Source organism: Streptomyces sp. NPDC043952, from assembly GCF_056435325.1.
In genome coordinates this window covers 68,654-95,257 of the sequence record NZ_JBWKES010000020.1, presented here as the reverse complement: position 1 = coordinate 95,257, position 26,604 = coordinate 68,654, and the positions used below count along the sequence as shown (strand labels likewise).

General features: G+C 72.4%; 19 protein-coding genes. 12 read left to right on the top strand and 7 right to left on the bottom strand.

All coding sequences use genetic code 11. From position 1 onward, the window contains the following. The first annotated feature begins 113 nt into the window (after positions 1–113). Both AC069R_RS22850 and AC069R_RS22845 read left to right on the top strand, forming a co-directional pair. Positions 114–1,034: a 5-dehydro-4-deoxyglucarate dehydratase gene (locus tag AC069R_RS22850; RefSeq protein ID WP_478768670.1), complete on the top strand. Its 921-nt coding sequence runs from the start codon at positions 114–116 to the stop codon at positions 1,032–1,034. Then, a complete protein-coding gene (locus tag AC069R_RS22845; RefSeq protein WP_478768648.1) occupies positions 1,031–2,299 on the top strand; it encodes a glucarate dehydratase family protein in 1,269 nt (422 codons plus the stop codon). The genes AC069R_RS22850 and AC069R_RS22845 overlap by 4 nt, the downstream gene beginning before the upstream one ends. A gap of 88 nt (positions 2,300–2,387) precedes the next feature. Here AC069R_RS22845 and AC069R_RS22840 read toward each other — a convergent pair whose 3' ends face one another. Beyond that, entirely contained in the window at positions 2,388–3,179 is a 792-nt protein-coding gene (locus AC069R_RS22840) for an IclR family transcriptional regulator (RefSeq protein WP_478768647.1), read from the bottom strand. A 272-nt stretch (positions 3,180–3,451) separates the two neighbouring features. On the opposite strand from AC069R_RS22840, the gene AC069R_RS22835 reads away from it, so the two are divergent. Next, positions 3,452–4,927: a sodium:solute symporter family protein gene (locus tag AC069R_RS22835; protein ID WP_478768669.1), complete on the top strand. Its 1,476-nt coding sequence runs from the start codon at positions 3,452–3,454 to the stop codon at positions 4,925–4,927. A 187-nt stretch (positions 4,928–5,114) separates the two neighbouring features. On the opposite strand, the gene AC069R_RS22830 is transcribed toward AC069R_RS22835, so the two are convergent. From AC069R_RS22830 to AC069R_RS22815, 4 genes are all read right to left on the bottom strand, one after another. Further along, on the bottom strand, positions 5,115–5,300 hold the full coding sequence (locus tag AC069R_RS22830) for a hypothetical protein (RefSeq protein ID WP_478768646.1): 186 nt from the start codon (positions 5,298–5,300) through the stop codon (positions 5,115–5,117). A gap of 103 nt (positions 5,301–5,403) precedes the next feature. Then, positions 5,404–6,813 carry an FAD-dependent oxidoreductase gene (locus AC069R_RS22825; RefSeq protein ID WP_478768645.1) on the bottom strand — a complete coding sequence of 470 codons (1,410 nt, stop codon included), beginning with the start codon at positions 6,811–6,813 and terminating at the stop codon, positions 5,404–5,406. Beyond that, on the bottom strand, positions 6,810–7,127 hold the full coding sequence (locus AC069R_RS22820; RefSeq protein WP_478768644.1) for a DUF6545 domain-containing protein: 318 nt from the start codon (positions 7,125–7,127) through the stop codon (positions 6,810–6,812). Before AC069R_RS22820 ends, AC069R_RS22825 begins: the two co-directional genes overlap by 4 nt. A 74-nt stretch (positions 7,128–7,201) precedes the next feature. Further along, positions 7,202–7,816 (bottom strand): hypothetical protein, encoded by a 615-nt coding sequence (locus AC069R_RS22815; RefSeq protein WP_478768643.1) that lies wholly within the window; start codon positions 7,814–7,816, stop codon positions 7,202–7,204. A gap of 468 nt (positions 7,817–8,284) precedes the next feature. Between AC069R_RS22815 and AC069R_RS22810 the strand changes: the two genes are divergently transcribed. Continuing rightward, positions 8,285–8,935 (top strand): DUF2243 domain-containing protein, encoded by a 651-nt coding sequence (locus AC069R_RS22810; RefSeq protein ID WP_478768642.1) that lies wholly within the window; start codon positions 8,285–8,287, stop codon positions 8,933–8,935. Continuing rightward, entirely contained in the window at positions 8,935–9,837 is a 903-nt protein-coding gene (locus tag AC069R_RS22805; protein ID WP_478768641.1) for a cytochrome c oxidase assembly protein, read from the top strand. The genes AC069R_RS22810 and AC069R_RS22805 overlap by 1 nt, the downstream gene beginning before the upstream one ends. Here AC069R_RS22805 and AC069R_RS22800 read toward each other — a convergent pair. Both AC069R_RS22800 and AC069R_RS22795 read right to left on the bottom strand, forming a co-directional pair. Next, complete coding sequence (locus tag AC069R_RS22800) at positions 9,795–10,802, bottom strand: LacI family DNA-binding transcriptional regulator (protein ID WP_478768640.1); 1,008 nt, start codon at positions 10,800–10,802, stop codon at positions 9,795–9,797. The two genes, AC069R_RS22805 and AC069R_RS22800, sit on opposite strands and share 43 nt — an antisense overlap. 174 nt (positions 10,803–10,976) lie before the next feature. Further along, complete coding sequence (locus AC069R_RS22795; protein WP_478768639.1) at positions 10,977–12,869, bottom strand: arabinofuranosidase catalytic domain-containing protein; 1,893 nt, start codon at positions 12,867–12,869, stop codon at positions 10,977–10,979. A 483-nt stretch (positions 12,870–13,352) separates the two neighbouring features. Between AC069R_RS22795 and AC069R_RS22790 the strand changes: the two genes are divergently transcribed. The 7 genes from AC069R_RS22790 to AC069R_RS22760 all read left to right on the top strand — a co-directional run bounded on the left by AC069R_RS22790 (position 13,353) and on the right by AC069R_RS22760 (position 26,601). Then, positions 13,353–14,465 carry an ABC transporter substrate-binding protein gene (locus AC069R_RS22790; RefSeq protein WP_478768638.1) on the top strand — a complete coding sequence of 371 codons (1,113 nt, stop codon included), beginning with the start codon at positions 13,353–13,355 and terminating at the stop codon, positions 14,463–14,465. Between the two features lie 40 nt (positions 14,466–14,505). Further along, on the top strand, positions 14,506–16,410 hold the full coding sequence (locus AC069R_RS22785; RefSeq protein ID WP_478768637.1) for a sugar ABC transporter ATP-binding protein: 1,905 nt from the start codon (positions 14,506–14,508) through the stop codon (positions 16,408–16,410). Next, entirely contained in the window at positions 16,407–17,375 is a 969-nt protein-coding gene (locus AC069R_RS22780; RefSeq protein ID WP_478768636.1) for an ABC transporter permease, read from the top strand. The genes AC069R_RS22785 and AC069R_RS22780 overlap by 4 nt, the downstream gene beginning before the upstream one ends. Further along, complete coding sequence (locus AC069R_RS22775) at positions 17,372–18,391, top strand: ABC transporter permease (protein WP_478768635.1); 1,020 nt, start codon at positions 17,372–17,374, stop codon at positions 18,389–18,391. The genes AC069R_RS22780 and AC069R_RS22775 overlap by 4 nt, the downstream gene beginning before the upstream one ends. 26 nt (positions 18,392–18,417) lie before the next feature. Further along, positions 18,418–19,434, top strand: coding sequence for a LacI family DNA-binding transcriptional regulator (locus AC069R_RS22770; protein WP_478768634.1), 1,017 nt, complete (start codon positions 18,418–18,420; stop codon positions 19,432–19,434). A 382-nt stretch (positions 19,435–19,816) separates the two neighbouring features. Further along, entirely contained in the window at positions 19,817–24,076 is a 4,260-nt protein-coding gene (locus AC069R_RS22765) for a HAMP domain-containing protein (RefSeq protein WP_478768633.1), read from the top strand. A gap of 56 nt (positions 24,077–24,132) precedes the next feature. Beyond that, entirely contained in the window at positions 24,133–26,601 is a 2,469-nt protein-coding gene (locus tag AC069R_RS22760; RefSeq protein ID WP_478768632.1) for a SpoIIE family protein phosphatase, read from the top strand. Positions 26,602–26,604 lie beyond the last annotated feature (3 nt).

Below are 26,604 nucleotides of genomic sequence, written 5' to 3'. Positions count from 1 at the left end.
TCTTGACCATACTCCGGAGCGAGTCTTACAGTTCGAAGGCAAGTTCGCAAATGTGGAGCCTGTCTGCATATGTAGACGGCGGGGGTGGACGACCCGAGGAGTGCCGAGTGCCCATGTTCGACGGCGTGCTGTTCTTTCCGGTGACGCCCTTCACGGCGTCCGGGCGGGTCGACCGGGAGGTGCTGGCCGAGCATCTGCGGCGCGGACTGGCCGCCGGCCCCGGCGGGGTCTTCGCCGCCTGCGGCACGGGCGAGTTCCACGCGCTGGGCCCCGAGGAGTACGGCGAGGCGGTGCGCACCGCCGTCGAGACCGTGGCCGGCCGCGTCCCGGTGTACGCCGGCACCGGCGGCCCGCTGCCACTTGCCCGCCGGTACGCGCGCATCGCGCGGGACGCGGGCGCCGACGGTCTGCTCCTGCTGCCGCCCTACCTGGTCCAGGCCCCGGCGGCCGGACTCGCCGCCTACGCGCGCGAGGTCGCGGACGCAGGGGAGCTGCCACTCATCGTCTACAACCGCGCCAACGCCCGCTTCGACCCCGCCACCGCGGCCGAACTGGCCCGCCACGACAGGGTCGTCGGCTTCAAGGACGGCGTCGGCGACCTCGACCTGCTCTCCCGCGTGGTGACCGCCGTACGGCACGAACTCGCGGGCACCGGCAAACAGTTCCAGTTCTTCAACGGCATGCCCACCGCCGAGGTGACCGTCCCGGCGTACCGGGGCATCGGCGTCACCCTGTACTCCTCCGCCGTCTTCTGCTTCGCCCCCGAGATCTCCAACGCCTTCTACCAGGCGGTCGAAAAGGGCGACGCTGCTCAAGTGGAGCGATTCCAGCGGGAGTTCTTCCACCCGCTGGTGGCGCTGCGCGACCTGGTGCCCGGCTACGCGGTCGCGCTGGTCAAGGCCGGCGTGCGGCAGCGGGGCCTGGACGTCGGCGGGGTGCGGCCCCCGCTGCTCGACCCCGCCCCCGAACACCTCGACGCCCTGCGCCGGATCACCGACGCGGGCCTGGCCCTGGTGGAGGACAGCACCCGATGAGCGACGCGATCCGCATCACCGGTGTCACCGTCACCCCCGTCGCCTTCCGCGACCCGGCGCTGCTCAACGCGGTCGGCGTGCACGAGCCGTACGCGCTGCGCGCCATCCTGGAGGTGCACACCGATCAGGGGATCACCGGCCTCGGCGAGACCTACGCCGACGAGGGCCATCTGCGCCGGCTGCGGCAGGCCGCCGACGCGCTGACGGGCCTGGACGTGCACCGCCTGGGCCGGATGCACGCCGCGGTCGCGGCCGCGCTCGGCGGGGACACCGGCGGCGACGGCCACGGCCTCACCGGCATGATCACCTCCAGCAGCACGGTGGACCGGGTCTTCTCGCCGTTCGAGGTCGCCTGCCTGGACATCCAGGGCAAGGCGGCCGGACGCCCGGTCTGCGACCTGCTCGGCGGCGCCGTGCGGGATCATGTGCCGTTCAGCGCCTACCTGTTCTACAAATGGGCCGCGCACCCCGGTGCCGAGGAAGACCCCTGGGGCGAGGCGCTCGACCCCGAGGGCATCGTCGCGCAGGCCCGCCGCATGATCGATGAGTACGGCTTCACCGCGATCAAGCTCAAGGGCGGTGTGTTCCGCCCCGAGGAGGAGATGGCGGCGGTCCGTGCCCTGCGCGAGGCGTTCCCCGGCCGGCCGCTGCGGCTCGACCCGAACGCCGCCTGGACGGTGGAGACTTCGCTGATGGTCGCCCGCGAGCTCGACGGCGTCCTCGAATACCTGGAGGACCCCACGCCGGGGCAGGAGGGCATGGCCCGCGTCGCCCGCGAGGCGCCGATGCCGCTCGCCACCAACATGTGCGTGGTCGCCTTCAACGAACTCAAGCCCGCCGTGGCCCTGGACGCGGTCCAGGTCGTCCTCTCCGACCACCACTACTGGGGCGGCCTCCAGCGCTCGAAGGTGCTCGCCGGGATCTGCGACACGTTCGAGCTGGGCCTGTCCATGCACTCCAACTCGCACCTCGGCGTCAGCCTCGCCGCGATGACCCATCTGGCGGCGGCCACACCGAACCTGACGTACGCCTGCGACACCCACTGGCCGTGGAAGACCGAGGAGGTGATCGCGCCGGGCGCCCTGGAGTTCCGGGACGGCTCCGTCTCCGTACCCACCGCGCCCGGCCTCGGCGTCGAGCTCGACCGCGACGCGCTGGCCCGGCTGCACGAGCAGTACGTCTCCTGCGGACTGCGCAACCGCGACGACACCGGCTATATGCGGCGGATCGACCCGTCGTACGAGAAGAAGGTCCCCCGCTGGTGAGGTCTCCCGGCGCTTGAAAGCGGCGGTGCCCCGCCGGCGGGACCGGCGGGGCACCGTTCACGGGAGGGCGACTCCCAGGTGACGGGCCTCAGCGGATGCCGTTCCGGCGCAGGGTCGCGGCCAGTTCCGCGGCGTGCCGGGTGACCGCCTCCGCGACCCGCTCGATCTCCTGGTCCGTCGCGTGGTCCAGCGGGATCGAGCAGCTGATCGCGTCGGTGGCCGGGATGCGGTACGACACGGTCGCGGCGACGCAGCACAGTCCGGGCGTGTTCTGCTCGCTCTCCAGCGCCCAGCCGCGGGTGCGCGTCTGCTCCAGCTCCTCGCGCAGGGCCGGACGGCGGGTGACCGTGTGCGGGGTGAGCGCCTTGAGAGGCTGCTCGGACAGCAGCGCGTCCACCTCCCGCGCGGTCAGCTCGGCGAGCAGCGCCTTGCCCAGGGCCGTCGCGTGCGCCGGGAGCTGCCGGCCCACGCGGGAGGTCAGCCGGCGGGAGTCCGTGGCCTCGCGGGTGGCCAGGTAGATGACGTTGGCGCCGTCCAGGCGGGCGTAGTGGGTGGTGTAGCCGACGTCCGCGCGCAACTGCTCGATCCGGCGCACCGCGTGCGGCAGCGCCGGGTCCCGGTCCAGGTACGCGGTGCCGCACAGCAGGGCGCGCGGGCCGATCCCGAAGCCGGCCGCCTCGCCGCCCTCCTCGACCTCGATCCACTTCAGCGCCACCAGGGTGCGCAGCAGCGCGTACAGGCTGGAGCGCGGATATCCGGTCAGTTCCTGGAGCCGGCCCAGGGTGAGCCGCTCCGGCGAGGCCGAGAGCACCTCCATGATCTGGACGGTGCGCTCCGCCGACTTCACCGGCCCCCGGCCGGCCTCACCCGTCCCGGTCATGCGTGCCACTCCATTCGGACCTCTCGCCCGGCAACTCGGGCCTCCCCGACCGCAGTAGGCGCCCCCGTCTCACCGGAGACGGCGCCTTTTCCCTGTCGCGTCAACGAAAACCTCCCGACACATTGACCGCCCCTGTACGCCAGGCTAACGTGCGCGCTGAAAAGCATGGATGAGAACTGAGTCTACATACGTAGACAGCTTGGTCAAGTCGAGCTTCCGTCCATGTCGATGGAGGTCCGGACTGGGTGGCCCTCGGCGGCTACTTCGTGGTGATGCTGTTCATCGGCCTCTGGTCGCACAAACGCGTCAGCGATGTGAGCGACTACTTCACCGGCGGCGGCCGGATGCCCTGGTGGCTGTCCGGCATCTCCCACCACATGTCGGGCTACAGCGCCGCCGTGTTCGTCGCCTACGCGGCGGTCGCCTACAGCTACGGCATCACCATCTACGTCTGGGCGTTCCTGCCGCTCGCCGTCGCGACCGGTGCCGGCGCCTGGCTGTTCGCCCCGCGCTGGAACCGGCTGCGCCGCCGCTACGACGTCGCCTCACCGCTGGAATACCTGGCCCGCCGGTACGACATCGCCACCCAGCAGGCCCTGGCCTGGAGCGGCGCGCTGCTCAAGGTCTTCGACGTCGCCGCCAAATGGGCCTCGGTCGCCATCATGCTGAACGTGTTCACCGGCGTCTCGCTGAACATCGGCATCCTGCTCACCGGCGTCGTCACCCTGGTCTACTGCACCGTCGGCGGCCTGTGGGCGGACGCGCTCACCGACTTCGGGCAGTTCGTCATCCAGGGCGTCGCCGCGCTCTCCATGGTGATCATCACGCTGCGCCACGTGGGCGGCTTCTCGGGCCTCGGCTCCCTCTGGCACCGGCTGCCCGCCGGCCACACCCACCCGCTGGTCGGCCCCTATACGGCCGGTTTCCTCACGGCCTACGCGGTCGTCAAACTGTTCGAGTACAACGGCGGCATGTGGAACCTGGCCCAGCGCTACATGGCCACGGACTCCGCCCCGGCCGCCAAGCGCTCGGCCCTGCTGTCCGCGGCCCTCTACCTGGTCTGGCCCGCGGTGCTGCTCTTTCCGTCCGTGGCCGGCCCGGTGCTGATGCCGCACATCGCCGACCCGCAGCAGGTGTACGCGCTGATGGCCGAGCACCTGCTCCCGGCCGGCCTGGTCGGACTGACCCTGGCCGGCATGTTCTCGCACACCATGGCCATGGCCTCGTCGGACGCCAACGCCATCGCCTCCGTGGTCGTCCGGGACATCATCCCGGCCGTCGCCCGCCGGGGCCGGGCGCTCGGTGCCCGAAGCGGGCTGCTCGCCGCGCGCGTGTGCACCGTCGCCTTCATCGCGGTGAGCATGGTGGTCGCCATGGAGGCGAGCCACTTCGGCGGCCCGCTCGGCATCATCACCGCCCTGGTCGCCGCGGTGATGGGCCCGATCTCCACCCCGATGCTGCTCGGCCTGCTGCCCGCGTTCCGCCGCTGGGGCCCGCTGGCCGCGCTGCTCTCCTGGGCCTGCGGCCTGGCGAGCTTCGTCCTGGTGAAATACGTCCTCGACAGCACCGACCAGACCCTCACCATCGCCACCCCGATGGTGACCTCCCTCGTCCTGTACCTGCTCGTCGGCCTGGTCCTGCCGCAGCCGTCCGCGGCCGCGGACGAGATCACCGCGGCGGTGAGCGCGGCGGGCGACCTCCCGGCACCGGAGGGCCCGACACCGCCGCCGCTCCCGGCGACCGACTGACCGCCGCCGACCGGCTGTTCCCCTGTTCACCCGGCCGGCCGCAAGAGATGATGATCAAGACCTACCAGCGGTACCGAGGGAGCCCGCGTGCCCGGCGCCACCCAGACCGGACTCCTCATCTTCCCGACGGCGTTCGAGCGGCTCGGCGCGATCATGAGACCCGCTCGACTCTCCCCGGCGTGCGCGATCACATGCCGCTGGGTCCGTTCACGGGGATCTGCGGGGTCGCCGGGACGTGGTGGTAGGCGAGGTGGGCGTCACGGTTGTGCGGGCTGTGCTGTCCGGCCCCGCCGGCTTCGTACTTCCCGAGGTCCCGACGGCCCGACACCGTGTCCTGAATGCGCGTCATGGCGCGGGCGAGCAGCTTCTTCATGTGTGTTCCCCCAGGTGAAAGCGGTCTCGACAAGCAGTGTGCACCCGCTCCCGCACAGAATGCGCCTGTTCTGAGCGGAATTTGAGCCGGCGCCCGCCCCGGCCTACGAACGCTCCCGCAGGCCGTCGAGCAGAGCCCGCTCCTGCGGTGTGAACTGCGGACCGGCCAACTGCGGTCGCAGCGGCCCCACCAGAGCGGAGAGCAGCACACCGGGCCGCACCAGGGACGCGGGCGGAGCCTGGAGCGCCAGCACGTCGGTCAGCGCCGTGGCCGTACGGAAGGAACCGGTCGCCGTGCGGGAGAGACGGTTGACGTACCGGTGGAGCAGCCGGTCGGCGAAGTGCGGGCTCTTCCCGGTGGTCGTGGAGAAATGGATGTCCTGCCCGACGGTCAGCGCCCACGCCGCCTCGACCGGCCGCGCGATCGCCCGCTGGGCGCGCCGCGACACCTGCGGGACCAGTCCGCCGCGGGCCAGATCACGCAGCGCCAGGGCGCCGCGCGCGATCACCGACAGACCCTGGCCGTACATCGGGTTGAAGGCCGCGACGGTGTCCCCCAGCGCCACCAGCCCCTCCGGCCAGGGCTTGAGCCGCTCGTAGTAGTAGCGCCGGTTGGCCGTGCTGTGCGTGACGCTGACGTCGGTCAGCGGCTCCGCGCGTTCGAGGAGAGCGGCGATGACCGGGTGCCGCAGGGACCGTGCGAAGGGCTCGAAGGCGTCCGCGTCCCGGCTGGGCTGCCCACCGGCGGCGCCCATCAGACTGACGTGCCAGCGGTCGCCCTCGATCGGCAGGATGCCGCCGGCACGGGCGGGCTCGGGCCGGCGCGGGTCGGCGTTCACACTGACCACGGGCCAGCCGCGGGTGGGGACGGGAGCGCGGTACATACGGCTGGCGTAGACCAGCCCGGAGTCGACACGGTCCTCGGCGAGGCCGCGAACCCCCAGCTCGGCGAGCCACTGGGGCAGTCGGGAGGCCCGGCCGGACGCGTCGATCACCAGGTCGGCGCGCAGCTCGCTCTCGCCCCCGTCCGGGGTGCGGACGCGCACGCCCGTGACCCGGCGCCCGTCGCCGAGCAGCCCGATCGCCCTGCACCGGGTACGGACCTCGATGCGCGGTTCCGCGAGCACCCGTTTCCGGATCACGTGGTCCGTCAGGTCCCGGCTCGCGGTCATCAGCCGGTGGGTGGCGCGCTGCCAGCGCCGGTACCAGCCCTCGGGCGAGTAGACGATCATGTTGGTGGTCACCGGTATGCGATGCGCCCCCGCGGCCGCCAACTGGTCGATCACACCGGGCAGCAGTTCCTCCAGCGCGTCCACGCCGCCGGACTGGAGGAGATGGATATGGACGGCCTGGGGCACGCCGACGCGCGGCTCGGGCCCCTCGGGCAGCTCGTGGGTCTCGATGATCTCCACCGATTCCGCCCGGTCCTTGACGGCGACCGCGGCGAGCATGCCGGCCATGCTGCCTCCGATCACGACGACGCGGGCGGGGCGGTGCCGGGTGGCTTGACTCATGGTCGGCTGCTTTCTGCGGGGAAACGGTGGTGTGTGCGGAACTCTTGGACGAGAGGCGAGGCGAGCGCGAGGGACAGCGGGACCAGCTCTCCTGGGCGCCAAGCCGAAGGACCGCCGCCGGCCGGCAGCCGCTCGGGGTCGGCGTGCTGCCGCTCCAGGGCGACCACGATCATGGCCGCGTCCGCACTCGCCGCGGCCGGTCCCTCGTCCGGGCAGCGGCTCAGCGCCGTACGGTAGGCCGCGTCACGGACGGCGGGATCACAGCGGGGAGCCAGCGCGAGGATGGCGTCGTACAGCGCCGTCTTGCGGCTCATCAGCAGCATGGCCGGGGGGAGTACGCCACCAGGGCAGCGCGGACCGGATCGCGCCGGGGGTGGGCACCTCACGCTCACCGGTCCCCCTCCTGGTCGTCGAGTTCCAGCAGGGCCTTCAGGGTCGCGTTGAGCACGTTCCAGCGCTCCTCCGGCAGCTCCCGCGCCTGCCGCAGCGCGAAGCCGCGCACGTCGTCGCGGCCCGGCGCGGCAATCGGCAGGGCCGCCCGTCCCGCGGGCGCGGACCGTGCGGCGAGCATGGACCGCAGCTCCCGGTTGAGGGCCTCGTCGGCCGGCGCGGTGAAGAACGCCTCGCCGCCCTCGACCCCGAAGAAGTCGACCAGGCCGTGGAGCAGTTCGACGCTGGGCACCTTGTCGCCCGCGCAGACCTGCCGGGCCCAGAACGCGGAGACCCCCAACTGCCGGGAGATGGAACCCGCGAGGTCCGACATGCGCCGGCCCGCGCGCGCCAGCCGGTCGTCCGCGAGCGCCTTGATCCGTGACCGGACCCGCTCGTTGACCGTCTCCACGGGCGGCTGCCCACCGCGCAGCAGCGTGCCGACGACGTGCTCGGGCAACGCGGTCCTGAGCGCCAGCCTTCTGGCGTCGAGGAACTCCGACCGTTCGAGGCCCTCCTGCCGGATCAGCGCGTCAAGACGCCGAAGGGTCTCGGGCAGCGGCGTCGACTCCACCGATGTGCTCCCAGAGCTCGCGGGACTGCGGCCATGCTCATGGAACCCTATGCGCAACGGGCATGAGTTCAAGATCGTTTCTCGGCCAAAGAGCGATCGCCGGGCACGGACGCGTGCGCTGCCGGGGCACCGGACCGGCATGACCCGTGAGGTAATCGCGCCGCCGGACCGGGCGCGGCACAGTGGGGCCATCGGGTTCCGGGCCGGCGCACTCCGGTCCGGAACCCGATCCGATGTGTACGGGCGGCTCCGGCCGGCGCCTGCCGACAGGCCACGGCGGCGCCGGATGACGGGCCCCCGTGGCAGTGGCGGAGAGGGCAGGCCACTCCGGGCACCTCTCCACTTTCCCGGCGGCCGACGCCGGTGAGGCCGGATGGCGCAGTCCGATCCGGGGTGAGTGTCCCCCGCGGGGGAACCTGCTCGCGGACGTGTTGCCGGCGTACTCGAGAGCGGGAGGGCAGGCGGACGATGGCCACCACGATGGGCGAGTCCCGTGTCGGCACCGCACGGCCGAACAGTATCCGGTTGCCGGGCATCGTGCTCGGCGTGGGGCTGGGCGGCTTCGTCGACGGCATCCTGCTGCACCAGCTCCTCCAGTGGCATCACATGCTCAGCAGCACCAACCACGACCACATCGGGGTGAAGTACTACGACCCCCGCACCGTCTCCGGGCTGGAGATGAACACGGTGTGGGACGGCGTCTTCCACGCCGTGTGCTGGATCGCCGTACTGCTGGGCCTGGCCATCCTCTACTCGCGGGTCACGCACAACCGGCGGGCGGTGTGGACCTCGCGCGTCCTGTGGGGCTGGGTGCTCGTCGGCTGGGGCCTTTTCAACCTGGTCGAGGGCATCCTGGACCACCAGATCCTGGGCATCCACCATGTGCGCGGCGGCCCCTACCAGGCATGGTGGGACGCCGGGTTCCTGGTCGTGGGCGGACTGCTCCTGGCCGCCGGCTATCTGCTCCAGCGCGGCGGCCGGCCTGTCGATCCGGATGCCCGTACCGGCCGGCCTGCCGTCCCCGGCGCTCCCGCCGGCGGCCCCGCCGAACCGGGCGCCCCTACCGGCAGCCCCGTCGCCCCGGACGCCCCCACCGGCCGGAAGGACCCGCGCGCCTGATGGATCACGACATGCCCGCCGGGGCGCACGACGCGGGCGGCGGTCTCCTCGGATGGCTGCCGCCCGCGCTCGTCCTGCTGTCCGCCGCCGGCGCCTACCTGCTGCTGGTCCGCCGGGCGCGCCGCCGCAATCCGGCGCTGGGCTGGAGCCGGTGGCGCACGCTCAGCTTCCAGACCGGTATCGCGCTGCTCGGCGCCGCCCTGCTGCCGCCCGTGGCCCCCTTCGCCCACCACGACTTCCGGGGCCACATGGCCCAGCACATGCTGATCGGCATGTACGCGCCGCTCGCGCTCGTCCTGGCCGCGCCCGTCACCCTCCTGCTGCGGACCCTGCCCGCGTCCCGCGGCCGCCGGCTGACCGCCGTACTGCACAGCCCGCCCGCCCGGATCGTCGCCCATCCGGTGCCCGCGCTGCTGCTGTCCACGGGCAGCCTCGCCGCCCTCTACTTCACCCCCCTCTACGACATGGCCACGGGCGACCCGGCGGCCCACTGGCTCCTGCACGCCCACTTCCTGCTCTCCGGCTGCCTGTTCGCCTACGTCGTCGCCGGTCCCGACCCCGCCCCCTCCCGGCCGGGCGTACCCGCGCGGCTGGTCCTTCTCGGTGTCGCGATCGCCGCGCACGCGGTGATCTCCCAGCTGATGTACGGCGGGTTCTGGGTGGACATCCACGCACCCATCGATCAGGTCCAGGCGGGCGCGGAGATCATGTACTACGGCGGGGACATCGCCGAACTCCTGCTGGCCGCCGCCCTGGTCGCGACCTGGCGCCCCGACCGACCCCGCCGCCCGGCCCCCGTACCGGGCGACAGCTCCGGCACGGCGTTCACCCCGGCCGTCGACCGAGGGCGGCGCAGCGGTCAGCCGTGTCCGAGGGTGCTCTCGCGGCGCACCAGGGTGTAACCGGCGTGGATCCGGCGGGCCTGCTGCCGTGGGGCGCCGTCGAGTTGGGAGAGCACCGACTCCACGGCCATCCTGGCGATGGACGCCTTGTCGGGGGAGACAGAGGTGAGGGTGACGGCGCCGAAGCGGCCCTCCACCACATCGTCGAACCCGGCGACCGCGACGTCCTCGGGGACACGCAGCCCGCGTTCGGACAGCACCCGCATCGCGCCGATGGCGATGAGGTCGTTGTAGGCGAACACCGCGTCCGGCCGGTGGCCCGCGTCCAGCAGGCGCGCCATGGCCGCCGCCCCGTCGGCGTGCCCCCAGCCGTCGGTGGCCGCCACCAGCCGGTCGTCGGCGACGAGTCCCGCCGCGTCCAGTTCCTCGCGCCAGCCGCGCAGCCGAAGATGGGCGGGCTGGCTGCGGCCGCGCCGGGCGCCCAGGAAGGCGATGTCCCGCCGTCCGAGGGAGATCAGATGGCGCACGGCCTCGCGGGCGGCGGCGACATTGTCGATGGAGATGTGGTCGTAGGGCAGGTCGTACTCGCGCTCGCCGAGCAGGACGAGCGGGACCGGTGCCCGCTCGCGCAGGTCGTCCGCCTCCAGTTCGATGGGGCTGAGGATCAGCCCGTCGATCACCCGGCTGCGGAAGCCCTGGCAGACCAGGGTCTCCTGGTCGCGGCGGCCGCCCGTGTGGTCGAGCAGCACGGTGTAGTCGTGCTCCGCGGCGGCGTCGACCACTTCGGCGGCCAGCTCGGCGAAGTAGGGATTGCCCAGCTCGGGCAGGGCCAGGGCGACGATCCCGGTCCGGCCCTTGCGCAGATGCCGGGCGGTGAGGTTGGGCCGGTAGCCGAGCTCGTCGATGGATTTCTGCACCCGCGCCCGCATCGCGGGAGTGACATGCGGCTGGTCGTTGACCACGTTGGACACGGTCTTGATGGAGACACCCGCGTGCGACGCGACGTCCTTGAGGCTCACCCGCACGATGTTCCTCCCCGTCCGCCAAGAGGGGCGCCGCCGGTTTTCCAACGTTATACGGGGCCGCGCTCGGTCCTGGCAAGCCCGCTCAGCGGCGGGCAGCGGGGAAGGGGTGCGGGAACCGCGCAGGATTCCCGCACCCTCCCAACCCAACGAAACGGGAACCGAGCTGACGAGGAATCAGATCAGGGAAAACTTCTGCGCGGTGGAGCCGTTGCAGTCCCAGAGCTGGAGGCGGGTGCCGTTGGCGGTGGCGCCGCTGGGGGAGTCGAGGCAGCGGCCTGACTGGGGGTTGAGGAGTGAGCCGTCGGCCTGCTGCACCCATTTCTGTCCGCCGACGCCGTTGCAGTCCCACAGCTCGACCTGCGTGCCATCGGCCGTGCCGTTGCCGTTGACGTCCAGGCAGCGGCCGAGGGTGCGCAGCGAGCCGTCGGCGTTGTGGTACCAGTGCTGGTCCACGGCCCAGGACTGGCAGTCCCACAGCTGTACGGCCGCCCCGTCGCCCCCGCTGTCGTCGGCGGCCACGTCGAGGCACTTCGCCCCCGTGCCCACGACCGGTGCGCCGCCGTTGACGGAGAACTTCTGCGCGGTGGAGCCGTTGCAGTCCCAGAGCTGGAGGCGGGTGCCGTTGGCGGTGGCGCCGCTGGGGGAGTCGAGGCAGCGGCCTGACTGGGGGTTGAGGAGTGAGCCGTCGGCCTGCTGCACCCATTTCTGCCCGCCGACGCCGTTGCAGTCCCACAACTCGACCTTGGCGCCATTGGCCGTGCCGTCGCCCTCGACGTCCAGGCAGCGGCCGATCGTGCTGAGGGAACCGTCGGCGTTGTGCTGCCAGTGCTGGTCCTCGGCCCACGTCTGGCAGCTCCACAGCTGTACGGCCGTGCCGTTGCCGCCGGTGTCGTCCGCGGCGACGTCCACGCACGCGCCGCCCGGCCCGGTGATCGTGCCCTGCGGCCCGTTGGGCACGTCCGTCTCACCAAAGTAGCCGACGGAGACCACGTTCGCCTGGACCGCGTTCTCGGCGGCGTCGGTCGGGTAGCCGGCGACCATCACGCCCTCGAAGAAGGTGCCCCGGTTCCAGTTGCTGTTGTCACCGCCCGTGCCCAGGATGATGCCGCCCTCCTGGTGCATGGGCCGGTAGCCGCCGCGGGTGGGCAGACCGCCGTTCCACCACGTACTCAGTGCCCCCGACTGGGAGTTGCCGCCCTTGAGCGCGTATGTCGTCTGCCCGTCGTTCTTCAGCATGGCGGTGACGAAGGGGCTGTTGTTGCCCCGGTTGGCGGTGTTGGAGCCGTTGTCGCCCTGGAACATGCCGTTCTCCATGTCGGCCTCGACCCACGGCCCCGAACCGGTGCACGGCGCGAAGTAGCACGTGGTGGCGATGGACACGGCGTCCATGTGGCCGTTGCCGGTGTCGGCCGGGGTGCTCTCCGCGTTGCCGTAGTCGAAGCAGCAGTCCGAGCCGGCATGCGTGCCGCTGGCCACCATGTAGGCGCCCTCCGGCTGTCCGTTGACCGCGACGCCGGAGGCCACCCCGGTGTAGCGGTAGCCGACGCCCGGCGAGATCCAGATGCCGTACACCTTGTGCCCGCCCGCCGTCACCGCGATCTCGCTCGCGTCCGCGCCGCGGTCGGCGCCCATGCCGGAGGTGCCGGCCGGGCCGGGGGTCAGATCGTTGTGCCGGGAGGTCTGGTCGTAGACCTTGGTGATCCGGCAGGTGGTGTTCTGGCAGAACGCGTCCTGCTGCGCGGCGTTGGCGTACCCGCCCGCCGACAGCAGCCCGATGTCCGCGCGGGCCCCGTCCGAGGCGCGAGTGACCTGGTACAGGGGGCCGTTGTACGACGACAGCAGGGCGCGCGTCGTGCTGTGCGCGGCGACACAGGGGGTGCCGGCGGCGCCGTAGATGTCGCACGGCAGCGAGCCCGCCGCCTGCGCGGCGCCGGGCAGGGCGATCAGCGCCCCGACGACGAGCCCGACCGCCGCGAGGGCGGACAGCAGATGGCGCACGGGACGGAGGACCGCCCACCGCGCGGACCGGCGGGAACCGCCTGTCGCGGGGGATTTCTCTCTGCGCATGGTGTGCTCCCGGTGCTGGGGGAGAGGGGGGAAGCGAGCCCGGCCCGCCGGGGCGGCGGCGGAGCCCACTCGGCTCGGCGCCTTCGCGGCGCCGGGCTCTGCCAACGTTGTAAACGGGATCCGCCACATAACAGCACAGCCCCCGCACGGGCGTCCATCCCCGTGCGCGAATCCGGCGGCACACCCGGCCACGACCCGCGGAGAGCCGTAAACCCGCTGCTGGAACGGGAGTTGGCAGCCCTGGTGGCGCGGTCAGCGCGGAAATCCGGTGCTCGGGAGCCTGTGCCGAACCGCCCTGCACGCGAACGGAACGGCCCGCTCGAAGAGTTGCGTACCGCGGGTTGACACCGGGTTTGACGTTCCCTCAATGTCTACAACGTTGAAAAGCCCGCCTGCCGTACCGCCCTCCGCGATCGAGGGCCCCGGTGGCCTCGTCTGTTCAGCCCCGCCCCTTCGTTGCATCGCTGAGGATGTGATCGGCGCGTGAACATCTCCCCCCGAGCCAAGGCCCTGACCGCCGCAGTGCTCACCGCCGGGCTGTGCCTGGCCGCCACCGGATGCACCAAGTCGGATTCCTCCACCGGCGGCGGCTCCCGCGCCACGGCGGCGGACGACGGCTCGGCCGCCTCCCAGCAGGTCGCCTCGTCCCCGGCGGCGGGCCCCGGCTGCACCTCCAAGACCTACGGCGGCGGCGTCCCCCGGCTGGACATCACCGACGGCAGGACGATCGTCGGCTTCTCCCAGTCCGAGTCGACCAGCAACCCCTTCCGCGCCACCGAGACCAAGAGCATCGAACAGCAGGCCAGGAAGCTCGGCGTCAAGCTGGTCGAGCGCAACGCCAACGCCGACGTGAACACCCAGAACTCCCAGATCGAGGACATGATCGCGCAGGGCGCCAAGGTTCTGATCGTCGCGCCGGAGAACTCCGACGGCCTCGGCCCCGCCCTGGCCAAGGCCAAGTCCGCGAAGATCCCCGTGCTCACCATCGACCGCACCGTCGGCGGCGCCGCCTGCACGGACTTCATGGCCTTCATCGGCTCCGACTTCTACCACCAGGCGCAGCTCGCGGCCGACGACCTCGCCGGCGCCACCGGGGGCGCCGCCCATGTCGCCATCCTCACCGGCACCCCCGGCAACAACGTGACCACCGACCGGACCAAGGGCTTCGAGGACCGGGCCAGGGCGAAGTACCCCAAGATGAAGATCGTCGCCTCGCAGACCGGGAACTTCGCCCAGACCGACGGCCAGAAGGTGATGGAGCAACTGCTCCAGTCGCACTCCGACATCGACGCCGTCTACGCCGAGAACGACGAGATGGCGCTCGGCGCGATCCAGGCCATCAGGTCCGCGGGCAAGACCCCCGGCAAGGACGTCAAGGTCGTCTCGATCGACGGCATCGAACAGGCCGTCAGGAACGTCGGGGCCGGGCAGATGGTCTCCGACATCGAGACCAACCCGCGCTTCGGACCGCTCGCCTTCCAGGCGCTCCAGGACTTCTACGGCACCACCGGCGTACCGCCCAAGGTGATCATCAAGGACGGCCACTTCACCGCCGGCAACGCCAAGCAGGCCCTCGGCCAGGGCCTCGTCTACTGAGCCGCGGCCGCCGCCGGGGGCCCGCAGGAGGAGGAAGACGTTGGTCCAGCAGAGCCGGGCACCTCGCAGCGACTGGATCCTCGAAGTCGCCGGGGTGGACAAGAAGTTCGCGGGCGTGCACGCCCTGCGCGGGGTGGACTTCCGGCTGCGCCCCGGCGAGGTGCACGCGCTCGTCGGTGAGAACGGCGCCGGGAAGTCCACGTTGATCAAGGTGATGACCGGGGTGTACCGGCCCGACGCGGGGCGGGTCCGGCTCGCGGGCGAGGACCGCGCCTTCCGCAACCCCCTGGAGGCGCAGGCGGCCGGCATCTCCACCGTCTACCAGGAGGTGAACCTCGTCCCGCTGATGTCGGTGGCCCGCAATCTGTGCCTGGGCCGCGAACCCCGCCGCTTCGGCCTGGTCGACGTCCGCGCCGTCAACCGCCTCGCCCGCGAGACGCTCGGACGCTACGGCGTCGACGTGGACGTCACCCGCCCGCTCGGCAGCCTCGGCCTGGGCGCCCAGCAGATGGTGGCCCTGGCCCGTGCGGTGCAGGCCGACGCCCGCGTGGTCGTGATGGACGAGCCGACCTCCTCGCTCGAACCCCGCGAGGTGGACACCCTCTTCTCGGTGATCCGCGGCCTGCGGAGCCAGGGCATCGCCGTCGTCTACGTCAGCCACCGCCTCGACGAGTTGTACGAGATCTGCGACCGCGTCACCGTGCTGCGCGACGGCGCGGTCGTGCACACCGGTGACATGGCCGCACTGGAACGGCTGGAGCTCGTCTCGCTGATGCTCGGCCGGGAGATGTCCACCGTACGGACCGAGGGCGCCACGGCGTTCGGCGCCGGCCGGGGCGGCGGGCCCCGCGGCGATGCCGGGGACGGGACACCTCCGGTGCTGCGGGCCACCGGCCTGACCGTCCGGCACAAGCTGCACGGCGTCGGCCTCGACATCCACCACGGCGAGGTCGTCGGCCTCGGCGGGCTGCTCGGCGCCGGGCGCAGCGAGACCGCCAAGGCGATCACCGGTGCCCTCGCCACCGAGGGCGGCACCGTCGAGGTGGACGGCGTTCCCCTCGCCCGCCGGAGTCCGGCCGCCGCCATCAGGGCGGGCGTCGTGATGCTCGCCGAGGACCGCAAGAGCGAGGGCATCCTGCCCAACCTGTCCGTCCGGGAGAACATCTCCCTGGCCCTGCTGCCCCGGCTCGCCCGCGCCGGCGTGGTCTCCGCGGCCAAGCAGGACGAGGTCGTGCGCTTTTTCATGGAGCGCCTGCGCATCAAGGCGGCCGGCCCCGACCAGAAGGTCGGCGACCTGTCCGGCGGCAACCAGCAGAAGGTGCTGCTGGCCCGCTGGCTGTGCCTCGGCCCCAAGGTGCTGCTCCTGGACGAACCCACCCGCGGTATCGACGTGGGCGCCAAGGCGGAGGTGCAGGCGCTCGTCGGCGAACTCGCCGGACAGGGCCTCGGGGTGCTGCTGATCTCCTCCGACCTGGAGGAACTGATCGAGGGCTCGGACCGGCTCGTCGTCCTCAAGGACGGCCGGATCGTCGGCCACCTCCGGGGCGCGGACATCACCGAGCGGACCGTGCTGGACACGCTCGCCACCCCCGCGGCCCCCGCCGCTCCCGCCTCCGCCGCTCCCGCCTCCGCCGCTCCCGCCGCCTCTGCCTCCGGCCCCTCCGTCTCCGGCCCCTCCGCCTCCGCCCCGGCCGCCTCCGCCCTGGCCGCCTCTGCCTCCGCCCCTTCCGCCTCCGCCCCTTCCGCCTCTGCCTCCACCCCGGCCGCCTCCTCCGTCCCGGCCGCCTCCGCCGCCGAAGCGCCGGAAGGCGAAGCGCTGGACGCCGAAGCGGCGGACGCCGATGCACCGGACGGCGAAGCCCCCGCATCGACCCCCGGCGACGACCCGGCGCGGGTCCAAGGACACCCGTCCGCCCCGGCCGTGCCGCACAAGGAGCCCCGATGACCCCCACGGCCTGGGCCGCCCCCGGCCCCCCGGACCGGGCCCGGCCGGCCCGGCTGCTCCAGGCGTACGGCGTCTACGCCGCGCTGCTCGTCCTGTTCGCCGTGGCCGCCGCCCTGGACACCTCGTTCCTGTCCGCGGGCAACGTCCGCATCCAGCTCTTCCAGGTCGCCCCCACCCTCGTCGTCGCCCTCGGCATGGCCCTGGTGATCGGAACGGAGGGCGTCGACCTCTCGGTCGGCGCCGTCATCGCCCTGGCCGCCTCGGTCGTCCCCCTCTACCTCGGCTACGGCGCGCCGCTCGCGGTGCTGATCGCCCTGGTCTGCGGCGGGATCGCGGGCGCGGCCGGCGGCACCATGGTCGCCTTCGCCCGCGTCCAGCCGATCGTCGCCACCCTCTCCCTGATGATCGGAGTGCGGGGCGTCGCCGAGCTGATCAACGGCAACTCCGCCAAAGCCGTCACCGACGCCGGGCTGCTCGGCCTCGGCTCCGACGGGTTCGCCGGGATCCCCGTCATGGCGTGGATCGCCGCCGCCTGCGCCGTACTCACCGCGCTGCTGGTACGCCGTACCACCTTCGGCCGCCAACTGGTCGCCATCGGCGACAACCGCCGGGCCGGCACCCTGGCCGGGCTGCCGGTGCGCCGGGTCCTCGTCACCGTCTACGTCCTGTCCGGCGTCCTCGCCGCCCTCGCCGGGACGATGATCGTCGGGCACGGCGCCGAGGCGGACCCCGCCAACCAGGGCCTCGACATGGAGCTGAACGCCATCACCGCGGTCGTGGTCGGGGGCACCCCGCTCACCGGCGGCCGGGTCCGGGTCCTCGGCACCGTGGCCGGCGCGCTGTTCATGCAGCTCATCACCGCCGTCCTCACCCAGCACAACGTGCACACGTCGTACACCCAACTCGTGGAGGCCGTCATCATCTGCTGCGCGGTCTACGCCTCCCAGGAGCGAGGTACCCGATGACCCCCTCCGCCCTGCGTCCCGCCCCGCTGCCGCCGCCCCCGGAGGCGGACGCCGCGGGGCCGGCCGTCCTGCGCGAACGCCTGGCCTCCCACATCCAGCGCCGGGGCGCACTGGCCGTGCTGGTGCTGATCACAGCCCTCGCCTCCGCGACCTCGTCCACCTTCGCCACCTGGTCCAACATCTCCAGCGTCCTCGGCAACAACGCCTTCGTCTGGCTGCTGGCCCTGGGCATGACCTTCGTCATCCTCACCGGCGGCATCGACCTGTCCGTCGGCTCCCTGTACGCGCTGGGCGGGGTGCTCGGCGCCTACGGCGCGCACACCGGCGGCACCTGGCTCGCCCTCGTACTGCCCCTGGCCGTCGGCGCGCTGTGGGGCACCGCGCAGGGACTGCTCGTCGCGCGCGCCCGCATGGCGCCCTTCATCGTCACCCTCGCCGGACTGCTCGGCGCCCGCGGCCTGCTCCAGGCGCTGACCGACGAGGGCTCCACCACCTACCTCGTCCCCGCCCGCTCCGCCTTCCGCCGCCCGGGCGACGGCACTTGGGTGCCCGTCCTCCTCGTCGCGGCCCTGTTCGCGCTCGGCGCGCTGCTGCTCACCCGCACCCGGTTCGGCGCCACGGTCACCGCACTGGGCGGCAACGAGAACGCCGCCACGCTGATGGGCCTGGCCGTGGCCCGCACCAAGGTCCTCGTCTACGTCCTGTCCGCCACCCTCGCCGCGACCGCGGGCGCGCTCGGCAGCGCCCGCCTGGGCTCCGGCGTCACCACCATCGGCGTCGGCTACGAACTCACCGCCATCGCCTCGGTGGTGATCGGCGGCACGCTCCTGACCGGCGGCAGCGGCTCCGTCGGCGGCACGGCGAGCGGGGTGCTGGTGCTGGCCGTCATCCACAACCTCATCGACCACTACTTCTCGCAGTACGGCTCCGCGTTCACCGACACGGTCAACGGCGCCTTCCTGGCCGTCGTGGTCCTCGCCCAGACCCTGCTCAGCCGCACCCGGCGGACGGACTGACGCCGCCCACCTACCGAAGGAGTCCCGTGGGCGTCAGCCTGAAGGACGTCGCACAGCGCGCCGGGGTGTCCGCCAAGACTGTGTCGAACGTCGTGAACAACTATGTCCATGTCTCCCCCCGCACACGGGCACGGGTGCAGCGGGCCATCGACGAACTCGGCTACCGGCCCAACCTCGTCGCCCGCCATCTGCGCAACGGCCGCACCGGCATCATCGCGCTGGCCGTCCCCGAACTGGGCAACCCGTACTTCTCCGAGGTGGCCGGCGCCGTCATCGACGCGGCCGCCCGGCACGACTACACCGTGCTGCTCGACCACACCGCGGGACTGCGGGAGAAGGAGATCCTGGTCTGCCAGGGCTTCCGCGCGCAGCTCATCGACGGCCTCATCCTCAGCCCGATCCGGATGGCGACGCAGGACCTGCTCGCCCGCACGGACACCTCGCCCCTGGTGCTCCTCGGGGAGCGCGAGTACGACGCCCCCTTCGACCACATCGCCATCGACAATGTGGCCGCGGCGCGCGCCGCGGTGCAGCACCTGCTCGACACCGGCCGCCGCCGGGTCGCCTTCCTCGGCGCCCGCCGCGAGAGCGGGCGGGAACCGGCGCACCTGCGGCTGCGTGGCTGGCGGGAGGCGCACACCGCCACCGGCCTGCGACCGCCCGAACCACTCGTCGTGGCCACCGACGGCTACGACCGCCAGGACGGCGCGGTGGCCATGGCCGCTCTGCTGGACCGGGGCGAGCGGCCGGACGCCGTGTTCGCGTTCAACGACCTGGTCGCCCTCGGCGCCATGCGGGTCCTGGCCAGACGCGGGCTGCGGGTGCCCCAGGACATCGCGGTGGCCGGCTTCGACGACATCGAGGAGGCCCGGTACGCGGCCGTCGCCCTGACGACCGTCGCCCCCGACAAACGCGCCATCGCCCGGATCGCCGTCGACTGCGTGGTGGAACGCATCGCCGCACGGACCGCACCGGTACCCCGCCGCATCCTGCCGGGCTTCGAACTCGTGGTCAGGGAATCCACGGTGGAACGGCACGGCTGAACCGGCGCCCGTGGTACGGCCACCGCCCCGCCGGCGCCGCCACGCCCGCCGGCTCCGTCCTCGCGGCGGACGCGGAACCAGTCCGCCATGTGGTCATCCTCACGGTCCCGCCGTGTCTCCGTGCCCCGTCGACCGGGGAATGGCCCCCCTCGCCGTGTCGGGCCCGCTCTCCGCCCGGCCGCCGGAGGCTCCAGGGCCGTCCGCGGCCGGCTCCGGCTTTGTGCGAGCCCGTGCGGCTGGGTTAATCTGCGGCGTATTTTCCCGTCACGTGAATCCGTGAACTGGGGAAACGCAGATGTGAACCGCCGGGTCAGGCCGCGTGCCCGGCGATGGTTCCGAGCCCTCCGTGCGAGGGCTCCTTGGGGAGCGGAATGAGGCGCGCATGGCCGGCAAGGCGACGGGGACGACCGACGCGGTACCGGGCGACGAGGAACTGAGAAGACTGCTCGCGGGGTTGACCGCCGTCCGCGACGGTGACTTCGGCACCCGGCTGCCCGACGACTCCTCGGGACTGATGGGGGACATCGCCACCGTCTTCAACGGCATGGTCGACCAGTTGTCCGTGTTCACCTCCGAGGTCACCCGCGTGGCCCGCGAGGTGGGCACCGAGGGCACCCTCGGCGGCCAGGCGCAGGTGCCGGGGGTCTCGGGCACCTGGGCCGACCTGACCGATTCGGTCAACGCGATGGCGGGCAACCTCACCACCCAGGTCCGCGACATCGCCCAGGTGGCCACCGCCGTGGCCAAGGGCGACCTGTCGCAGAAGATCGACGTCCCGGCGCGCGGTGAGATCCTTCAGCTGAAGGAGACCGTCAACACGATGGTCGACCAGCTCTCCGCGTTCGCGGACGAGGTGACCCGTGTCGCCCGCGAGGTGGGCACCGAGGGCCGGCTCGGCGGTCAGGCGCAGGTGCCGGGTGTCGCCGGGGTCTGGCGGGACCTCACGGATTCGGTCAACTTCATGGCCGGAAACCTCACTGCCCAGGTGCGCAACGTCGCCCAGGTCACGACGGCCGTGGCGCAGGGTGATCTGTCGCAGAAGATCACGGTGGACGCGCGGGGGGAGATCCTGGAGCTGAAGTCGACCATCAACACGATGGTGGACCAGCTCTCCGCGTTCGCGGACGAGGTGACCCGTGTCGCCCGCGAGGTGGGCACCGAGGGCCGCCTCGGCGGTCAGGCGGACGTCAAGGGCGTCAAGGGGACCTGGCGGGACCTCACGGATTCGGTCAACTTCATGGCCGGAAACCTCACCAACCAGGTGCGCAACGTCGCCCAGGTGGCCACCGCCGTGGCGCAGGGCGATCTGTCGCAGAAGATCACGGTGGACGCGCGGGGCGAGATCCTGGAGCTGAAGTCGACCATCAACACGATGGTGGACCAGCTCTCCGCCTTCGCGGACGAAGTGACCCGCGTGGCCCGCGAGGTGGGCACCGAGGGCCGGCTCGGCGGTCAGGCGCAGGTGCGGGGCGTCGCCGGCACCTGGAAGGACCTCACCGACAACGTCAACGTGATGGCCTCCAACCTCACCGGCCAGGTCCGCTCCATCACCCAGGTCGCCACCGCCGTCGCCAAGGGCGACCTCTCGCAGAAGATCATGGTGGAGGCCAAGGGCGAGGTCGCCGCGCTCGCCGACGTCATCAACACCATGGTCGACACCCTCTCGGCGTTCGCCGACGAGGTGACCCGTGTCGCCCGCGAGGTGGGCACCGAGGGCCGGCTCGGCGGCCAGGCCCATGTGCCCAACGTGGCCGGCACCTGGAAGGACCTCACCGACAACGTCAACTCCATGGCCAACAACCTCACCGGCCAGGTGCGCAACATCGCGCTGGTGACCACCGCCGTGGCCAGGGGCGACCTGTCGAAGAAGATCGACGTCGACGCGCGCGGCGAGATCCTCGAACTGAAGACGACCATCAACACGATGGTGGACCAGCTCTCCGCGTTCGCCGACGAGGTGACCCGTGTCGCCCGCGAGGTCGGCACCGAGGGCCGGCTCGGCGGCCAGGCCGAGGTCGAGGGCGTCTCCGGCACCTGGAAGCGGCTCACCGAGAACGTCAACGAACTCGCCGGGAACCTCACCCGGCAGGTCCGCGCCATCGCCGACGTCGCCAGCGCCGTCGCCGAGGGCGATCTGACCCGGTCCATCACCGTCGACGCCTCCGGCGAGGTCGCCGACCTCAAGGACAACATCAACTCCATGGTGGAGTCGCTGCGCGAGACCACGCGGGCCAACCAGGAACAGGACTGGCTCAAGACCAACCTCGCCCGCCTCTCCGGCCTCATGCAGGGCCACCGCGACCTGCACGTCGTGGCCGAGCTGATCATGGACGAGCTGGTGCCCCAGGTCTCCGCCCAGTACGGCGCCTTCTACCTCGCCGAGGACGGCCCGGCCGGCCCCGAGCTGCGGCTCGTCGGCTCCTACGGCCGCCCCGACGGGGACGAGCGGCCCGAGCGGATCCCCTTCGGCCGCTCCCTGGTCGGCCAGGCCGCCCGCAGCCGCCGTACCATCGCGGTCGACGAACTGCCGCCCCGGTACGTCACCATCTCCTCCGGACTCGGCCAGATCGAGCCCACCGCGCTGCTCCTGCTGCCCATCCTCTTCGAGGAGCAGGTGCTCGGCGTCATCGAGCTGGCCTCCGTCACCCGGTTCACCGCCGTGCAGCGGGACTTCCTCCAGCAGCTCGTGGACACCATCGGCGTCAACGTCAACACGATCGTCGCCAACGCCCGCACCGACGAACTGCTCGAAGAGTCCCAGCGCCTCACCAGCGAACTCCAGGCCCGCTCCGCCGAGTTGCAGGCCCAGCAGGAGGAACTCCAGCGCTCCAACGCCGAACTGGAGGAGAAGGCCTCGCTGCTCGCCGAGCAGAACCGCGACATCGAGGGCAAGAACCTCCAGATCGAGCAGGCCCGGCAGGAACTGGAAGCGCGCGCCCAGCAGTTGTCGCTCGCCTCCAAGTACAAGTCCGAGTTCCTCGCCAACATGAGCCACGAGCTGCGCACCCCGCTCAACAGCCTGCTCATCCTGGCCCAGCTGCTCGCCCAGAACCCCTCCCGCAACCTCACCCCGAAACAGGTCGAGTACGCGGGCATCATCCACTCGGCGGGCTCCGACCTGCTCCAGCTGATCAACGACATCCTCGACCTGTCCAAGGTCGAGGCCGGCAAGATGGACGTCACGCCCGAGCGGGTCCCGCTGCGCCAGCTCATCGAGTACGTCGAGGCCACCTTCCGGCCGATGACCTCGCAGAAGAGCCTCGGTTTCACCGTCACCACGGCCGCCGGCGCGCCCGCCGACCTCCTCACCGACGACTCCCGGCTCCGGCAGATCCTGCGCAACCTGCTGTCCAACGCGGTGAAGTTCACCGAACAGGGCGGGGTCGAACTGCACGTCGAACCCGCCACCGACGACGAGGTGCCGAGGGCCGTGGTCCGCGGCGGCGCCGTGGTCGCCTTCCGGGTGAAGGACACCGGCATCGGCATCCCGGAGCAGCAACTGGAGAGCATCTTCGGCGCGTTCCAGCAGGCGGACGGCACCACCAGCCGCAAGTACGGCGGCACCGGGCTCGGCCTGTCCATCACCCGCGAGATCGCCCATCTGCTCGGCGGCGCCGTCACCGTCGACAGCACACCCGGCAAGGGCAGCACCTTCACCCTGTTCCTGCCCGTCGCCCGGCCCGACTTCGACGAACACCTGCGCGGCGTCCACGGCGCCGCCGAACCGGCCGAGCTGGAGCGCCCCGACGACACGGACGCGCACGAGCTCAAGGCGGCACCGCCCCTGGTCTCCGCGAAGCGGCCGCGCGCCCGCAGGCTGCTCGTCGTGGAGGAGCGGCCCCGCGGCCTGCTGACCCTGGTCGCCGAGAGCGTCGTCGGCGACCTCGACCACGGCCACGCCGACGGCATCCCCGTCGACATCATCACCGCGGTCGGCGCCCAGGAGGCGGCCGGCGCCCTCGCCGCCGAACCCTGCCACTGCGTCGTGGTCGAACTGGGCGCCCCCGACGGGGAGTCGGCCCGGTTCCTGGCGGCGCTGCACGGCGACTCCGCCCTGGCCGGCGTCCCCGTCCTGGTGCACAGCGGCTCCCACCGCGCCGAGTACCCGCAGGCGGAGCCGGGCGGCTCGCTGGAGTACCTCTCCAGCCTGGACGAGCTGCGGGAGCGGATCGCCCTCCACCTGTCCGCGGAGGAGCCCGGCGAGGTGCTCACCTTCGTCCGCGGCGAGGAACTCCAGCACGCCCCCGCGGAGCTGGTCGACGAGCACACCCGTGGCCGTACCGTGCTCGTCGTCGACGACGACGCGCGGAACCTGTTCGCGCTCAGCGGCATCCTCGAACTGCACGGCTTCCGCGTCCTGCACGCGGAGAACGGCCGCAAGGGCATCGAGACGCTGCTGAACAACCCGGACGTCGAACTGGTCCTGATGGACGTGATGATGCCCGAGATGGACGGATACGCCGCCACCGCCGAGATCCGCAGCATGCCCCGGTACGCCGACCTGCCGGTGATCGCCGTCACCGCGAAGGCCATGCAGGGCGACCGGGAGAAGAGCCTCGCCTCCGGCGCCAGCGACTATGTGACGAAACCCGTGGACACGCGCGACCTCATCGCCTGCGTCCGGCGCTGGCTGCCCGCATGATGCAGGAGAACGACGCCGCGCAACCGTCCCTCCGCAGGCCGAGGAGTACCCCTCCGGTGACCACCCAGCCGTCCGCCGACCCCGGCACGCACTCCGCCCGGCAGACCGACCCGCAGCCCGGATCGGGCACCGGCGCGCCGAGCGGCGTGCCCGCCCCGCTGCCGCCTGCCGAGGAGGCGGTGGCCGGCGTGCCCGAGGACTCCCCGGTGGGCAGGCTCGCGGCCACCGTGGAGCGGCTGCGCCGCGAGGTGCGGACCGCGCAGGCGGAGGCCGAGGGCCGCGCGCTGATCGAACTGGCCAAGGGCATCCTGGTCGAACGGCTGGGCTGCGGCCCCGCCCAGGCCGCCCGGCAGCTCGCCGAACTGACCGAACAGGCCCAGGTGACACCGCTGGAACTCGCGGTGGACGTCATCAACCAGGCGGCCAAGGACCGGGTCGCCGAGGTGACCGAGGCGTTCCTGTCCACGACCGCCGGCCCCGGCGACCCGGAGGACGGCTCCGCCGCCGTACGGCTGCGCGCCGCCGAGAGCGGGGTGCTGGCCGCCCACGACACCGAGGCGATGGCCGCCTCCCTGCTCGAACACGCGCTGCGCCCGCTCGGCGCCGTCGCCGTGGCCATCTGGGCGGCCGGCTCGGACGGTTCGCTGACCCTGGCCGGCAGCGCCGGCTTCACCCCCGCCGAGGCGGCCCGCTGGTGCTACGTCCCGCCGGACGTGGCCACGGTGGCCCGCCGCGGCCTGACCGAGCCCGACGGACAGTGGCTGCCCTCGCTCGCCGAGTCCGGGCTGCCCACCATCGGGCGACGCGAATACGCCGACGGCGCCCGGATCGCCGTACCCGCGGGCGCGGGCGGCCGCATCCACGGCGTCCTGGAGATCGCCTGGCCCAAACCCGAGGAGCCGCTGCCCCGCCAGGTGCTGCGCCAGGTGGAGACGCTCGCCGAACTGTGCGCGCACAGCCTGGACGACTTCGTGCCCTCCGCCGTGCCCCGGTGGGAGTCACGGGTGATGCCGGACGTCGCGGAGCTGATGGACCTGGCGGACGGACTGCACGACCCGGCCCTGGTGCTCGTGCCGCACCTCGACGACGACGGGCAGCTCGTCGACTTCCGCATCCAGCACGTCAACAACCGCTTCCTCGACCCGGCGGGCCGGCCGCGGGCCGTCATCGGCGGCGCCCTGCTGCTGGAGGCGTACCCGATGGCCGCCGGCACCAGCGAACTGTTCCAGCGCGTGGAACGGGTCTACGCCACCGGGGAGCCGTTCCGCGCCCAGCGGGTGCGGCTCACCGCACTGGTCGACCAGGTCCCGCTCTCCGCGGTCGCCGACATCAGCATCAGCCGGCACGGCTCCAGCCTGCTGCTCATCTGGCGCATCGAGGACGAGGCCGCGCGCCTGGCCAGCCTGCTCCAGCACGCCCAGCGGCTCGGCCGGATCGGCGGCTTCGAGGAGAACCTGCTGACCGGCGAGATCACCTGGAACGGCCAGCTGTACACCCTCTACGGCCGCCCGCCGACCAGCTCCCCGGTCGCCCTGGAGGAACTGCCCGCCCACGCCCACCCGGACGACGCGGTGCAGATCCGGCGATTCCTGCGCACCCTGCTGCACCACCGCCGGCCGGCCTCGGCGGCCTTCCGGCTGCAGCGGCCGGACGGCGTGTCCCGGCACATGCGCCTGGTCGCCGAACCGGTCCTCGACACCGACGGCCAGCTGTTCGGGGTGCGCGGCGCCTACCAGGACATCTCCGCCCAGCACTGGACGGAGGTCGCCCTCGCCGCGACCCGCGACCAGCTCGCCCACACCGAGCAGCAGGCCGCCGAGCGCAACCGGCTCACCCTCCAGCTCCAGCACGCGATCATGCCCCCCGCCCAGGCACCGCTGCGCGTGCCCAGCCTCCAGGTGGCGGTGCGCTACCGGCCCGCCGAGACCGAGCACATGGTCGGCGGCGACTGGTACGACGCGGTGGTACTGCCCTCGGGACTCGTCCTGCTGTGCGTCGGCGACGTCGCCGGACACGGCATAGAGGCGGCCACCAGCATGGTCGTCCTGCGCAACGCGCTGCGCGGCCTCGCCGTCACCGGAGCGGGACCGGCGCAGCTGCTGTCCTGGCTGAACATCGTCGCCCACCATCTGACGGGCGCCGTCACCGCGACCGCCGTGTGCGGACTGTACGACGGCGAACGCCGCACCCTGCGCTGGGCGCGGGCCGGTCACCTGCCCCCGGTCCTGGTGCGCGACGGCGAGGCCACCGCGCTTCCCACGCTCAGCGGCCTCCTGCTGGGCGCCCTGCCGGAGGCGGTCTACGAGGAGACCGAGCTGGAACTCGCCGCGGGCGACACCCTCCTGATGTACACCGACGGCCTGATCGAACGCCGGGACCGCTCGGTGGAGGAGTCCCTCTCCCACCTCCTGGCCACCGCCCGCTCGGGCCCCCGCCCCCTGGACCAGCACCTGGACCGACTGCTCACGTACAGCAGGTCGGACACCGACGACGACACCTGCATCGTGGGAATCAGAGTGGACTGACGG